At 71.6% G+C, this 13,531-nt stretch carries 13 protein-coding genes; 6 read left to right on the top strand and 7 right to left on the bottom strand.

Annotated elements, in window-relative coordinates; all coding sequences use genetic code 11:
- Positions 1-73: 73 nt before the first annotated feature.
- Complete coding sequence (locus MHY49_RS04540) at positions 74-391, top strand: exodeoxyribonuclease VII small subunit (RefSeq protein ID WP_239202901.1); 318 nt, start codon at positions 74-76, stop codon at positions 389-391.
- A gap of 78 nt (positions 392-469) precedes the next feature.
- Here MHY49_RS04540 and MHY49_RS04535 read toward each other — a convergent pair whose 3' ends face one another.
- Entirely contained in the window at positions 470-1,201 is a 732-nt protein-coding gene (locus MHY49_RS04535) for a DUF4245 family protein (protein WP_239202900.1), read from the bottom strand.
- A 54-nt stretch (positions 1,202-1,255) separates the two neighbouring features.
- On the opposite strand from MHY49_RS04535, the gene MHY49_RS04530 reads away from it, so the two are divergent.
- Entirely contained in the window at positions 1,256-2,197 is a 942-nt protein-coding gene (locus MHY49_RS04530) for a carbohydrate kinase (protein ID WP_239202899.1), read from the top strand.
- A gap of 220 nt (positions 2,198-2,417) precedes the next feature.
- Complete coding sequence (locus tag MHY49_RS04525) at positions 2,418-3,815, top strand: aspartate ammonia-lyase (protein ID WP_239202898.1); 1,398 nt, start codon at positions 2,418-2,420, stop codon at positions 3,813-3,815.
- Positions 3,816-4,152: 337 nt separating this feature from the next.
- Here the strand turns inward: MHY49_RS04525 and MHY49_RS04520 are convergent, their stop codons facing one another.
- The 3 genes from MHY49_RS04520 to MHY49_RS04510 form a co-directional block, all read right to left on the bottom strand.
- Positions 4,153-4,959: an endonuclease domain-containing protein gene (locus tag MHY49_RS04520; protein ID WP_239202897.1), complete on the bottom strand. Its 807-nt coding sequence runs from the start codon at positions 4,957-4,959 to the stop codon at positions 4,153-4,155.
- 580 nt (positions 4,960-5,539) lie between these two features.
- Positions 5,540-7,054: a PhoH family protein gene (locus tag MHY49_RS04515; protein ID WP_239202896.1), complete on the bottom strand. Its 1,515-nt coding sequence runs from the start codon at positions 7,052-7,054 to the stop codon at positions 5,540-5,542.
- Between the two features lie 301 nt (positions 7,055-7,355).
- Positions 7,356-8,114, bottom strand: coding sequence for an isoprenyl transferase (locus MHY49_RS04510; RefSeq protein WP_239202895.1), 759 nt, complete (start codon positions 8,112-8,114; stop codon positions 7,356-7,358).
- Positions 8,115-8,294: 180 nt separating this feature from the next.
- Between MHY49_RS04510 and MHY49_RS04505 the strand changes: the two genes are divergently transcribed.
- Positions 8,295-9,122, top strand: a complete 828-nt coding sequence (locus MHY49_RS04505; RefSeq protein ID WP_239202894.1) for a hemolysin III family protein — start codon at positions 8,295-8,297, stop codon at positions 9,120-9,122.
- A gap of 84 nt (positions 9,123-9,206) precedes the next feature.
- On the opposite strand, the gene MHY49_RS04500 is transcribed toward MHY49_RS04505, so the two are convergent.
- The gene (locus MHY49_RS04500; protein ID WP_239202893.1) at positions 9,207-9,629 is read right to left on the bottom strand and encodes a hypothetical protein; all 423 of its coding nucleotides are present in this window, start codon (positions 9,627-9,629) and stop codon (positions 9,207-9,209) included.
- 11 nt (positions 9,630-9,640) lie between these two features.
- Positions 9,641-10,489: a mycothiol conjugate amidase Mca gene (mca, locus tag MHY49_RS04495; protein WP_239202903.1), complete on the bottom strand. Its 849-nt coding sequence runs from the start codon at positions 10,487-10,489 to the stop codon at positions 9,641-9,643.
- A 289-nt stretch (positions 10,490-10,778) separates the two neighbouring features.
- Between mca and MHY49_RS04490 the strand changes: the two genes are divergently transcribed.
- Together MHY49_RS04490 and greA are read left to right on the top strand one after the other, a co-directional pair.
- Positions 10,779-11,195 (top strand): DUF4307 domain-containing protein, encoded by a 417-nt coding sequence (locus tag MHY49_RS04490; protein ID WP_152351838.1) that lies wholly within the window; start codon positions 10,779-10,781, stop codon positions 11,193-11,195.
- A 235-nt stretch (positions 11,196-11,430) separates the two neighbouring features.
- Positions 11,431-11,922, top strand: coding sequence for a transcription elongation factor GreA (gene greA / locus MHY49_RS04485; protein ID WP_239202892.1), 492 nt, complete (start codon positions 11,431-11,433; stop codon positions 11,920-11,922).
- A gap of 130 nt (positions 11,923-12,052) precedes the next feature.
- Here greA and MHY49_RS04480 read toward each other — a convergent pair whose 3' ends face one another.
- Entirely contained in the window at positions 12,053-13,375 is a 1,323-nt protein-coding gene (locus MHY49_RS04480) for an AI-2E family transporter (protein ID WP_239202891.1), read from the bottom strand.
- Positions 13,376-13,531: the final 156 nt, after the last annotated feature.

Raw genomic sequence — 13,531 nt, 5'->3', positions numbered from 1 at the left:
ATCTCGCCGAATCCACCGGCCCCACCGGCCCCACCGACGCCACCGACCAGCCCGATGCCCCCGAGGAGAACCGATGAGCACCACGCCCGAGGACCCCGCGACGGACGATCCTTCGACGGACGCTCCCGCCGCGGAGAGCGCCGCGACCGATCCCGCCGCCGACCCGGCATCCGACGCCGCGCAGGAGCTCCCCGAGGACGTCGCCGCCCTCAGCTACGAAGCCGCCCGCGATCAGCTCGTCGAGGTGGTGCGCCGCCTGGAGTCCGGGCAGGGAGGGCTCGAGGAGTCGATCGCCCTGTGGGAGCGCGGCGAGATGCTCGCCCGCCGCTGCCAGCAGTGGCTCGACGGGGCCCGTCAGAAGCTCGAGGAGGCGGTCCAGGCCCGGCGCTGAGCACGGCGGCCGTCCGGCGCTGAGTGGGCGGGCGCACCTCGCCGACGATGTCGCTGCGTCATCGCGACGACCCGACGCTCAGGACCCCGCGGTGCCGCCGTCCTCGATGCTGCGCACGGTCGCCTTCGCCGCGGTGTCGAGCTCGCCGTCGTCGGCGGCGCCGTGGACGATGACGGCCCAGCCGTCGCCCTGGCACGTGATGCCGTGCTCCTCGTCCTCCCCGCTCACGCGCTGGCAGTCCGCGCCCTCGATCGTGACGTCGCCGGTCACGTCGGCCCCGGGCAGCTGCGAGGAGAGGTCCGCCGCGGACATCTCCTCGCTCTCCACGATCGTGACCAGCGAGTTCGAGGGCGAGGTGAAGCGCAGCTCCCACGTCGGCCGATCGCCCGCCGTGTAGTCCGCGGCACGAGGAGTCCAGCTGCTGCCGAGCGCGGGCTGCGCGACAGCGAACGGCGCCTGCTCCTGGGCGCGCTGCGCGCTCGCGCCGACATCCAGGCGGGAGGTCTCGGGGATCTCGCGGTCCACGCTGCGCCCCACGCCGAAGAAGATCACGCCGACCACGGCCACGCAGCCGAGCGTGAGGCCGAGCGCCCAGGCGATGTTGCGCATCGAGGCGTCGCCCTTGCTCATCGAGTACGGCGAGCGCTTGCGCGGCGCAGGAGCCGGCGCGGCCGCGGGAGCGGACGAGGGCGTGGCGTCGGCGCCTTCCTTCTCGACACCCTCGGCGCCCTCGGCACCCTCGGCGCTCTCGGGCACGGGCTCGGGCCTGTGCTCGGAGGCCTGGGCGCTCGGATCCTTCGGTGTCGGCATGCACGCATTGTCGCGCGTTCGCCCCGTGCCGCGAAAAATGCCAAGATCTATGCCGTGAAGGCCACTTTTCTCACCGTCGGAGAATCGCTCACGGACATCGTCCTGCGCCCGGGCGAGCCGCCCGCCGAGTACCCCGGCGGGTCGCCCATGAACGTCGCGGTCGCGCTGGGCCGGCTCGGGCACGTCTCGCACCTGCTCACCCGCATCGGCGACGACGCCCGCGGGCGGGACATCCGCGAGCACGTCGAGTCCTCGCGCGTCGTGCTCACCCCGGGCAGCATCGACGATCGTCCCACCTCGACCGCGCAGGCGCGGGTCGGGGCCGACGGCGCGGCCCAGTACACCTTCGACCTGGTCTGGGATCCGGACCCCTCCGGTCTCCCCTCCGGCCTCGACGCCGTCCACACCTCGTCGATCGCCGCCGTGCTCGCCCCGGGCAGCTGTGTGGTCGCGGACGTCCTCGACGCATACCGCGACTCCGCGACGCTCAGCTACGACCCGAACATCCGGCCCGACCTCATGGGCGAGCCCGCGACGGTGCGTCCGCTGATCGAGGCGCTCATCGGCCGCTGCGACATCGTGAAGTCGAGCGATGAGGACATCGCCTGGCTCTACGGCACCGATGACGTCGAGGACGTCGCCGCCTCCTGGCGCGACCTCGGCCCCAGTGTCGTAGCGATGACCCGCGGCGGGGACGGAGCGGTCGGCTTCGGGCCCGACGGTCGGATACCGGTGGATCCCGTGCGCGTCGACGTCGCCGACACCGTGGGCGCGGGCGACACCTACTCCGCGGGGATCCTCGACGCCCTCGCATCCCGCGATCTGCTGGGCGCGCGTCGGCGAGAGGCCCTGGCCGCGGCCGACACCGCGGTGCTGCAGGACGTCCTCGGTCATGCCGCCGCCCTCTCCGCCGTCACCGTCTCGCGGCCCGGCGCGAACCCGCCCTGGGCCGACGAGCTCGAGGACCGGACCGACGGCAGCCCCCTGCCCCGCTGACCGCGCACCGCCGGTCGCCCGTCGCCGGTCGCCGGTCGCCGGTCGCCGGTCGCCGGACTCACCGATTGCGCTGCACCCACCGATCTCACTGATCACCGCGTCACCCGAACGCCCCATCGGCCACCGCGCCGTCACCTCGGTCGGATACGGTCCGAGGGTCACCATCGATCACCTCGCGGGGCCCGGCCCTCGCAGCACCGACGAACGAAGGAGTTCCTCCATGACCCAGCCCGAGTACCGCATCGAGCACGACACCATGGGTGAGGTGCGCGTCCCGGTCGACGCCCTGTACGGCGCCCAGACGCAGCGCGCCGTCGAGAACTTCCCGATCTCCGGCCAGGGGCTCGAGCCCGCCCACATCCACGCGCTCGCCCAGGTGAAGAAGGCTGCGGCCCGCGCGAACGAGGATCTCGGCGTGCTCGACGCCGCGATCGCGGACGCCATCATCTCCGCGGCCGACGAGGTGATCGCCGGCTCGCACGACGACCAGTTCCCGATCGACACGTACCAGACCGGCTCGGGCACGAGCTCGAACATGAACATGAACGAGGTGCTCGCGACGATCGCGTCGACGGCGTCGGGCCAGAAGGTCCACCCCAACGACCACGTCAACGCCTCCCAGTCCTCGAACGACGTCTTCCCGACCTCGGTGCACGTGGCCGTGACCAGCTCGGTCGTGAAGACCCTGCTGCCCGCCCTCGAGCACCTCGCCGCCTCTCTCGAGGCGAAGGCCGAGGCGTGGAAGAGCGTCGTGAAGTCGGGCCGCACGCACCTCATGGACGCCACCCCGGTGACCCTGGGCCAGGAGTTCGGCGGCTACGCGGCCCAGATCCGCTACGGCATCGAGCGCGTGCAGGCCGCGCTCCCCCGCACGGCGGAGGTCCCCCAGGGCGGCACCGCCGTCGGCACCGGCATCAACACTCCCGCCGGCTTCCCGCAGAAGGTCATCGCGAACCTCGCCGAGCAGACCGGGCTGCCGCTGACGGAGGCCCGCGACCACTTCGAGGCGCAGTCCGCGCGCGACGGCCTGGTCGAGATGTCCGGCGCGCTGCGCACCATCGCCGTCTCGCTCACGAAGATCTGCAACGACCTGCGCTGGATGGGCTCGGGCCCGAACACGGGCCTCGGGGAGATCGCGATCCCCGACCTGCAGCCCGGCTCCTCGATCATGCCCGGCAAGGTCAACCCCGTGATCCCCGAGGCCGTGCTGCAGGTGTGCGCGAAGGTCATCGGCAACGACGCGTCCGTCGCCTGGGGCGGCGCGCAGGGCTCCTTCGAGCTGAACGTGCAGATCCCCCTGATGGGCACGAGCCTGCTCGAGTCGATCCGCCTGCTCGCGAACGCCTCGAAGGTGCTCGCCGACAAGACGGTCGACGGGCTCATCGCGAACGAGGAGAAGGCCCGCTTCTACGCCGAGGCATCCCCCTCGATCGTCACCCCGCTGAACAAGCTGATCGGCTACGAGAGCGCCGCGAAGATCGCCAAGCACGCCGTGAAGGAGCAGGTCTCCGTGCGCGAGGCGACCATCGCCCTCGGCTTCGTCGAGCGCGGCGAGCTCACCGAGCAGCAGCTCGACGACGCCCTCGACGTGCTCTCGATGACTGCCCCGAAGGCCTGATCCGCCCAGAGGCCGGACCGACGCCGGAAGCTGCATCGACGCCGGGCGCCCATGTTCGTCAGAGGGCCCGCACTCCGTCGCGGAGTGCGGGCCCTCTGGTCTGCTCGGTGAACGCCGGAGACCGGCGACAGGTGTCGGGATCCCGCATGTCGGCCGCTGGGCATGCGGTCGGAGACGGGGCCCGCCCCCCCTCCCGCCGTCCCTCGCCATATCTCCAGGTACCGGTTGCGGACGGGCCGATGGTGAGGAGCCGTGGCGATATTGCCACAGCTCCTCACCATCGGCCCCTCGGTGACAGCGAACCCGTCCTCTCGCAGGGCCCCTCCCCCCGTTCACATCACGCCCGCAGCGGGCGGCGGTGCTCGCGTCGACGCAGCATCGCCAGCAGCATCTGCTGCGTGTTCTCCCAGTCGATGAAGACCTGCTCCCAGGTCAAGCGGGTGACGCGGTAGCCGAGCGCAGCAAGCGCCAAGTCCCGGCGTCGGTCCTCCCGATACTGATCGGGATCATCATGGAACGTCCGACTGTCGCATTCGATCACCCAGTTCGTGCCCACCAGGATGTCGACCCGCACTCCGGGCAGCAGCTGCACCTGGGTCCGCACCGAGACCTGCCGTTGTTCGAACCACCAGCGCACTGCCGTCTCGGTGCCGGACTGTGCGTCGCTCCGGACCCGATGCAGCGGTCCGCCGAATCGATGTGGAAGCCCGGCCAACAGCCCCTCGAGCGCGAATGAGTCGAGGACGTGCTTGTTCAGTGCCGACTCGATGAGGATCGCGGCATCCACCGTGTCCAGGCATCGTGCGGCGTGGTCCAGGGTCCGCCCGATGTCCGGCACCGGCTCCAGGTCCGGCCACGCACGCTGGCTGGGAGTGTGGAGGACGAGGGACTGACGCCGTCGAGGTCGACCTCGACTGTCCGCTTCTGGCGGCAGGACGAGCTCTCCGGTCCGGGGGTCGAGCCGTCGGCGGATAGGCAGCAGCTGAGGCCCATGGGGATCGCCCTCGACGCAACGGGGAGCGAATGCATGGACCCCGTCCACCAGCGGTGTCCAGAGGCCGTGCAGCGCCGCCGCATCGACGCAGGTGGGACGTACACCCTGCTCAAGCACCGCGACGAGGTCCTCCGGTGCCTCCGGTGTCACGTACCACGATCCAGCGGAGCGAAAGGCCCCTCTGCGCCGAAGAACCCTGCGCTCACGCGGGTCTGGATAGAGCCTCCCCAGGTCCCGTTTGTGGATGACGCCCCGTATTCGCATACCCCGATCGGACCAGCAGTCCCACGTGCGCGGCAGTCCGCTCGATCGAATGTGGATGACCGCGCCATGGGGAGGAACGAACGGGAGTTCGCCCCCGACAGAGTGCATCGCCCGAGGCCGCAACAACGACTGCGACTGCGACCGCGACCGCGACGACGCACTCAGCGTGGTCCGCTCCCAGATCCGACGGACGGCCTACGGTGCCGTGTCCCGGGCGGCCCCAGGGGGCATTTCGCGAACGGTCCGGCGGGGGCGTTGTCACGGACGGGCCTGTGGTGAGGAGCCGTGGCGATATTGCCACGGCTCCTCACCACCAGCCTTTCGGTGACACCTCCGAAGCCGTCAACGACCCGCGCACCTGACGCGGCCCGCGGACTCGGCCCCTGCGCCGTGGCCGCGCGACCCCACGCCCCCGCGACGCGCCCGCGCCCGCCGCCGCGACGCGACCGCGACGACGACCGCGACCTCACATCACCGGCGCATCCAGCACGTGCGTGACCAGCTCGGCGACCTTGGAGCGCTCGGAGCGCTGCAGGGTCATGTGGGCGAAGAGCTCGCTGCCCTTGAGGGCCTCGACCACGCTCGCGATGCCGTCGTAGCGGCCCACGCGCAGGTTGTCGCGCTGCGCGACGTCGTGGGTGAGGACCACGCGGGACTTCTGGCCGATGCGCGAGAGCATGGTCAGCAGCACGTTGCGCTCCATGGACTGGGCCTCGTCGACGATCACGAAGGCGTCGTGCAGGGAGCGCCCGCGGATGTGCGTCAGCGGGAGCACCTCGAGCATGCCGCGGCTGAGCACTTCGTCGATCACGTTCTGGCTGACCATCGAGCCCAGGGTGTCGAAGACGGCCTCTCCCCAGGGCCCCATCTTCTCGCCCTGGTCGCCGGGCAGGAAGCCGAGCTCCTGGCCGCCCACCGCGTAGAGCGGGCGGAACACCATGATCTTGCGCTGCGTGCGCTTCTCGAGGACCGCCTCGAGCCCGGCGCACAGGGCGAGCGCGCTCTTGCCCGTGCCGGCGCGGCCGCCCAGGGAGACGATGCCGATGGACTCGTCCAGCAGCAGGTCGATCGCGATGCGCTGCTCGGCGCTGCGTCCGTGGACGCCGAAGACGCCCTGGTCGCCCGGGACGAGCCGCACGCTGCCCTCGCGGGTGACGCGTCCGAGGCCGCTGCCGCGGGGGCTCGTCATGGTGACGCCGGTGTGGACCGGGCGATGGGAGACCTCGGGGATCTCCACGTCGCTGCCGTCGTAGAGCGCGGTCATCTCCTCCTCGCCGACGCTCGCGGTGACCATGCCGGTGTATCCGCGGTCGCGGGCGAGCTCGGCGCGGTACTCCTCGGCGTGGATGCCGCAGGCCGATGCCTTGATGCGCATCGGAAGGTCCTTGGAGACGAGCACGACGCTCTTGCCCTCGAGCTGCAGGTTCTTGGCGACGGCGAGGATGCGGGTGTCGTTGTCGCCGAGCCGGAAGCCGTCGGGCAGCGAGCGGTCGGAGGAGTGGTTGAGCTCGACGTGCACGTGGCCGCCGTCCTCGCCGATCGGCAGCGGGACGGAGAGGTTGCCGTGGCGATCGCGCAGGTCGTCGAGGATCCGCAGCGACTGCCGGGCGAAGAATCCGAGGTCGGGATGGTGGCGCTTGGACTCGAGCTCGGTGATGACGACGATCGGCAGGACGATGTCGTGCTCGGCGAAGCGGACCAGCGCCTGCGGGTCCGAGAGCAGCACGGAGGTGTCCAGCACGTAGGTGAGAGTGCCGACCTCGAGGTCGGGCAGGGCCTCCTGGGCGCCCCCGGGTTCGAGGGATCGCACCACGGCCACCGGATGGCCGCCGTCCCCCTCCGCCCCGAACGGGTCCTGCCCGGCCTCCCGCGCGGCGGGCCGCGCGGTGTCGATCGTGGTCGGGCCCTGCTCGGCGAGGTGCGCCTCGCCCGGATCCTGCGCCGTCGTGCCCTGGGGGGCGGTCGTGGTGGTGTCGGTCATCGGGAGCCTCCGTCCGTGATCAGCCCCGTGCGGTCTGCCGCGTCCCCTCGGAGGGGAAGACTGGGGATGCGGCCCGATCGGAGCGCTTGCCGCGAACCTACTCCGCGCGAGGTGTGACGCGCGGCACGACGCGCCCGGCGGCGTGTGCGCCGCCGCAGCATTCACGAGGCCGTCATCGTCCGTTCGCCGATGGGCCGGTCCGACGGGGCGCGTCCGTCCGCCGACGCGTCCGTCCGCCGACGGCTCCCTCCGCCGATGGGTCCGCCCGACGACGGGTCCGCCCGACGGCGCGGCGCCCGCCTCACGCGCCGAAGCGGCGCTCGCGCTGGCAGTAGTCGCGCAGGGCGCGCAGCAGGTCCACGCGCCGGAAGCCCGGCCAATTGGTCTCGCAGAACCAGAACTCCGAGTGGGCGGACTGCCACATGAGGAACCCGGAGAGCCGCTGCTCGCCCGAGGAGCGGATGATGAGGTCCGGGTCGGGCTGGCCGCGCGTGTAGAGGTGCTCGCCGATGCCCTCCATGGAGATGGCCTCGGCGATCTCATCGGGGCTGCGGCCCTCGGCGCCGAGGTCGCGCACGAGCTCGCGGACCGCGTCGACGATCTCCTCGCGGCCGCCGTAGCCGATCGCGACGTTCACGGTGAGGGACTTCGACGGGGTCGAGCGCTCCTGCACGGCAGCCACGCGCTCCCGGGTCGCCTCGGGCAGGGACTCGACGGATCCGGCCAGGCGCACGGTGTAGCCCGCGCCCGCGATCGACTCGACGGTCTCGGCGATGATCTCGAACAGCAGCGCGAGCTCGTCGGCCCCGCGGCGCAGGTTGTCGGTGGAGAGCATCCACACGGTGACCAGCGGGATCTCGAGCTCCTCGCACCAGGTGAGGAACTCGGTGATCTTCGCTCCGCCCTGGCGATGACCCTCGGCGGTGGTGATGCCCGAGGCCTTGGCCCAGCGCCGGTTCCCGTCGACGATGACGCCGAGGTGCTGGGGCAGCTGGTAGGCGTCGAGCTCCTTGATCAGCCGCTTCTCGTACACGCGGTAGAGGATCCCGTCATCGTCCACGACCAGCTCCCCCTCTCGCGCGTCCCGACTCGTCTGCCCGTCGTGTCCGCGCCCGCACGGCGAGGACGCTCCATTATCGACCATGCGCACCGGTGGTGCGGCAAGGACGCGGCCGCTCTTCACAGCACCGCCACAGACGGCGCACTCCCCACTTACGGAACCGTAGGTTACGCTCACGGCATGGCCCTGGCACCCCACCGCTCCCCCGACTCCGAGACCCATCGCGACAGCGTCTCGGAGGCGGCTCGGCGCCCGATCACTCCGGCCGGGCCGCCGTCGGTCCTCGAGGACGACCAGATCCCGACTGCGTCGACGCATCCCTTCGCCCCGCGCGAGCTGACCCGCCAGATGGCGCGCCGCGCGAAGGAGCTGGGACTGGCCCTGCCCAAGCCCCGCCTTCGCGGCGTGCTGCACATGCTCGCCCTGCCGGCGGCGCTGATCGCCGGGCTGCTGCTGGTCGCGCTCGGCGACGACCTGCCCACCCGGCTCGCGTGCGCGGTCTTCGTGCTGACCTCGTGCCTGCTGTTCGGCGTGAGCGCGACCTACCACCGCGGCACCTGGCGCGCCGAGCACGCGCTCATGCTGCGGCGCTTCGACCACGCCAACATCTTCCTCATCATCGCGGGCACCTACACGCCGATCGCCGCATCGATGCTGCAGCCGCGCTCGGCAGTCACCCTGCTGGTGATCTGCTGGGCGGGCGCCCTGATCGGCGTGGGCTTCCGCATCTTCTGGACCAGTGCGCCGCGCTGGCTCTACGTGCCCGCGTACGTGGCGCTGGGCTGGGTGGCGATCTTCTACATGCCGCAGATCATCGCGGGCGGCGGCTGGGCCGTGGCCTGGCTGATCATCGCCGGCGGCATCGCATACACGCTCGGCGCGCTCGTCTACGGCCTCAAGCGGCCCGACCCGTCACCGGCGTGGTTCGGCTACCACGAGATCTTCCACGCGTTCACGATCGCGGGCTTCGTCTGCCACTTCGTCGCGGTCGCGATCGCGGTCATCTGACCCCGGTGGTCGTCTGACCCCGGTCGTCCGATCCCGGTCGACGACGAGCGACGGGGCCGACGGGATGACGGGATGACGGGCCGCTCAGTCGCGCGGACGACCGCCTTCGCCGCCCTCGGAATCCCCGTCGTCCGACGGCGCCTCCCCGTCGGCAGGCCGGTTCTCATCGGCAGGCGCTGCCCCGTCGGCAGGCCCTGCCCCATCCGCAGGCTCAGTCCCGTCCACAGGCTCGGTCGAGTCCGCAGGCTCGGCCCCGTCGGCAGACCCGGCGCCCTCGCCCCGGCCCTCCTCGGCGAGATGCCCCTCGGCGCGCGAGCGGGCCTGGATGCGGCGCACGCGGCGCGTCATGTCGAGGGCGAGCAGCACGATGGCGGCGGCCAGCACGAACATCACGATGAAGGCCGGCAGGCCCGGCGTGACGGTCGTCGCGGTCATGTCCCCGGAGTCCGAGGGCGCGGCGAGCAGCCGTCCGCCCGACGTCGCGAGCCCGATCGTCCCGGCGCTCATCAGCCCGGCGCTCATCGCAGACCCGCGAACAGGTCGGTCTCGGGCAGGGTCACGCCGATGCGCGAGGTGCGCAGCTCGTAGTCGTCGGTCGCCCAGTGCGACTCGCGCAGGACGTCGTTGGGGATGTGGAAGAAGAAGCCCTCGGGATCCACCTGGGTGGCGTGGGCGCGCAGCGCGGCGTCGCGGATGTCGAGCTGGTCGCTGATGTCCACGCGGGTGGTGACCAGGCGGTCGGCGCCGCTGGGGAAGCGCTGGGCCATCTCCTCGAGCTGCTCGTCCGGGGTGCCGCGTCCGCGCAGGAAGTCGGCGATGCCCTGGAAGCGGCTGCGGGAGAAGCCGTTGATGTAGTACATCTTCGAGACCTCCCACGGCTCGCCGAGCTCGGGCGCGTACTCGGGGTCCGCGGCCCGCTCGAAGGCGAGCACGCTGATCCGGTGGCACTGGATGTGGTCGGGGTGCGGGTAGCCGCCGTTCTCGTCGTACGTGGTGAGCACATGCGGACGCAGTCGGCGGATCGCGGCGACCAGGGGCCGCGCGCCCTCCTCGACGCTCACGCGCGCGAAGCATCCCTCGGGCAGCTCGGGGCGGGGATCGCCCTCGGGCAGGCCCGAGTCGACGAACCCGAGCCACTCGTGGTCCACGCCCAGGACCCTCTGCGCGGCGGCCATCTCGGTGCGGCGCACCGCGGGCAGGTCCGCGAGGATCTCCTCGTCGTCGGCGAGCTTGGGGTTGAGGATGTCGCCGCGCTCCCCGCCGGTGCAGGTGATGACGGTGACCTGCGCGCCCTCGCGCACGTACTTGGCCATCGACCCCGCCCCCTTGCTCGACTCGTCGTCGGGGTGGGCATGCACGGCGACCATGCGCAGCCGGTCGTCGCTCTCGGGCTCGAGGTCGGGCACGTTTCCACCTTCACCGGGTCGGGGTCGGACAGCTCTGGTCCCGTCGGGCGGGACGGGTCTCGTCCCGTCGCTCGGACGGGTCCGCGGGCGGGGCTCAGGGCCTCGCCGCGGGCGGGGCCGACGGCCCGGGATCGGGCGCGTCTCCGCACCAGCCGAGGGTACGCCACCTGCCTGGTCCCGGACTGGGGCGGAGGCCGAGACCCCCGCCACTCGCGCGTCGGGCCCAGGTCCGATCTGGGAGGATGGGCGCATGGACGCGCACGCTCCGAGCACCCCCACGGGATCCACCGATCCGCTCGCCTCCCGCTACGGTGGCCCGCTGGTGCCCCGGCGCACCGCGCGCGTGCTGTTCGTGATCGGGGCCGTCGTGTTCCTCGCCGTGCTCGCCTTCGTCGGCTACCGCTTCGCGGACCAGCCCGTGACCGCGAAGGACGTCGGCTACGACCACGTCGACGACGACACGATCTCGCTGACCTTCCAGCTCACCCGCAGCCCCGGCGTCGACGCCACGTGCACGGTGCAGGCGCTGAACGCGGGTCGTGCGCAGGTGGGCTTCCGCGAGGTGGAGATCCCCGGGGGCCCCGAGCGGCAGGTCGTGCGCACCGTGGACATCGACACCCAGGGCGAGGCGGTCAGCGCCGAGGTCATCAGCTGCCAGAAGGCCTGATCCTCCGCCGGCCGGGATCGCGGCACCGGGGCCCGCGACCGGGCCCGGATCCCAGGTGTCCGACGCGCCGCACCGTTGGGGGCGCCGGTCGCATCCGTTGTACGATGCTCTGATACCGACAGCGCGTCGGTCTTCATCACCCGCACACGGGGCGCATGCGCAACATGTGCCCCGTGAACTGTGTCGGGCGTCCGCCGAGGGCGGCCGCCCGCGACAAGACATCAGGAGTGTTCGCATGAGCAGCCAGCCCACTGGTTCCTGGCTCACCCAGGACGCCTACGACCGCCTCACCGCGGAGCTCGCCGAGCTCGAGGGGCCCCGTCGCACCGAGATCGCCGAGCGCATCGCCGCGGCTCGCGACGAGGGCGACCTCAAGGAGAACGGCGGCTACCACGCGGCCCGCGAGGAGCAGGGGAAGAACGAGGCTCGCATCGCGGAGCTCACCCACCTGCTGAAGAACGCGGTCGTCGGCGAGACCCCGAAGGACGACGGCGTCGTCGAGCCGGGCATGGTCGTGAAGATCTCGATGGCCGGCAAGGACCGCACGTTCCTGCTGGGCAACCGCGAGATCGCGGACGACGGCGAGGACCTCGAGGTCTTCTCGACCGAGTCCCCGCTGGGATCGGCGATCAACGGCTCGAAGGTCGGCGAGAGCATCGACTACGAGGCGCCCAACGGCCGCTCGCTGACGATCGAGATCATCTCCGCGAAGCCCTACCGCGCCTGAGCCATCCGTCGGGCGCCCCGTGCGCCGCGACGGACGACCGGACGACGAAGGCCGGGTCTGCGTGCCGGAACCCCATGGTTCCGACGGCAGACCCGGCCATCTCCGTACCCGGCGGTCCGGTGCGGCGGAGTCACTCCCCTGCGCGGGGCTCCTCGCCGTGCTTCGGGGCCGCGCTGCTCGCGACCTCCTCGGCCGACTCCTCGCGCAGCGCGGCGGCCTGCGCCTTCGAGGACTCGGCCTTCGCGCGGCGCTTCGCCTCGCGGGGGGACTCCTCGTGCTTCTTGGGCTGCGGCGGGGCGGTGAGCTGCGCGTCGACGGTCTCGTCGAGGCCCAGGTCGGGTGAGGGGTCGCGCCCCGTCATGTACAGCAGCGTGGCGTTGACGAAGGCGATCACGGGGATCGCGAACAGGGCGCCCGCGATGCCGGCGATCATCGCGCCCGAGGCGACGCCCAGGAACACGGCCAGCGGGTGCAGCTCGACGGCCTTGCCCATGAGGAAGGGCTGGAGGACGTTGCCCTCGATCTGCTGCACGGCGATGACCACCGCGAGCATGATGATCGCGAAGACCCAGCCCTTGAGCACCAGCACGATGAGGATCGCGATGGCGCCCGAGAGGATCGCACCGACCAGCGGCACGAACGAGAACAGGAACACGAGCAGCCAGATCGGCACGGCGTAGGAGCCCACGCCGAGGGCGATCATGCCGATGCTGATGCCGGTCGCGTCGACCGCGGCGACCATGATCTGCGTGCGCATGTACGCCGACAGCGCCTTCCAGCCGCGGCGGAACGCCTCGTGGGTGGGCACGCGCGCGGCCGGGGGCAGCAGGCCCACCACCCAGCGCCAGATCGTCGAGCCGCCCGAGAGCAGGAAGAACAGGGTGAACAGGGCGATCACGATGCCCGTGACGACGTTGCCCACGGTCGAGACCGTCGAGAAGGCGCCGCTGATCAGGGAGTCCGTGTTCTCCTGCACTTTCGCGAGGATCTCGTCGGTCGCCTTGTTGATCATCGAGTCGTCGAGGTTGAACGTGGTGTTCGACCAGTCGATCAGCGTCTGCACACCGGTGAGGGCCTTGGCGTAGATGTCGCCGGCCTGCGCGAACAGCTGGCGGCTGGCCAGCGTGAACATGCCGATCACCACGATGATCAGGGCCACCAGGGCGACGCCGCTCGCGGCCGCCCGCCCCAGGAAGGTGTGCCGGGTCAGCAGGCCCACCAGCGGGGAGAGCAGCGAGGCGACGAGGATCGCGATCAGCACCGGGATCACGATGGCCGTGATCTTGAGGATGCCCCAGATGATCAGGGCGGCCGCGGCGGTGATCACGATCAGCCGCCAGGACCAGGCCCCCAGGCGTCGGATCCCGATCGGGATCTCCGCGACCTCGCGCGGGGTGCTCGGTGATTCGTCGGCGCCCTCGGCGTCCGCGAATCGGCGACGGGGTGTCGTCATGGGAAGGTTCCCCTCTCGGATGTCGGCACTCGGCCAGGTTGCACTCTATCTGCTCGCTCCCGGCGCACGGGCCCGGCGCTCAGACGATCGGCCGATGCCCGCGCCCCGCACCGCGGTCGATCGTCCCGGTCGCCCGCGGCGTCACCGACTTAGGTC

Source organism: Brachybacterium sp. ACRRE (genome assembly GCF_022346485.1).
In the GTDB taxonomy this organism is placed as follows: Bacteria; Actinomycetota; Actinomycetes; order Actinomycetales; family Dermabacteraceae; genus Brachybacterium; species Brachybacterium halotolerans.
Note: the sequence above shows the minus strand (reverse complement) of the source record. Positions and strands in the feature narration are given on the sequence as shown.

Excerpts from the sequence above, each read along its gene's own strand:
- MHY49_RS04540 (WP_239202901.1), top strand. The coding sequence starts at position 74 with ATGAGCACCACGCCCGAGGACCCCGCGACGGACGATCCTTCGACGGAC.
- MHY49_RS04535 (WP_239202900.1), bottom strand. The coding sequence starts at position 1,201 with ATGCCGACACCGAAGGATCCGAGCGCCCAGGCCTCCGAGCACAGGCCC.
- MHY49_RS04525 (WP_239202898.1), top strand. The coding sequence starts at position 2,418 with ATGACCCAGCCCGAGTACCGCATCGAGCACGACACCATGGGTGAGGTG.
- MHY49_RS04515 (WP_239202896.1), bottom strand. The coding sequence starts at position 7,054 with ATGACCGACACCACCACGACCGCCCCCCAGGGCACGACGGCGCAGGAT.
- MHY49_RS04505 (WP_239202894.1), top strand. The coding sequence starts at position 8,295 with ATGGCCCTGGCACCCCACCGCTCCCCCGACTCCGAGACCCATCGCGAC.
- MHY49_RS04500 (WP_239202893.1), bottom strand. The coding sequence starts at position 9,629 with ATGAGCGCCGGGACGATCGGGCTCGCGACGTCGGGCGGACGGCTGCTC.
- mca (WP_239202903.1), bottom strand. The coding sequence starts at position 10,489 with ATGGTCGCCGTGCATGCCCACCCCGACGACGAGTCGAGCAAGGGGGCG.
- MHY49_RS04490 (WP_152351838.1), top strand. The coding sequence starts at position 10,779 with ATGGACGCGCACGCTCCGAGCACCCCCACGGGATCCACCGATCCGCTC.
- greA (WP_239202892.1), top strand. The coding sequence starts at position 11,431 with ATGAGCAGCCAGCCCACTGGTTCCTGGCTCACCCAGGACGCCTACGAC.
- MHY49_RS04480 (WP_239202891.1), bottom strand. The coding sequence starts at position 13,375 with ATGACGACACCCCGTCGCCGATTCGCGGACGCCGAGGGCGCCGACGAA.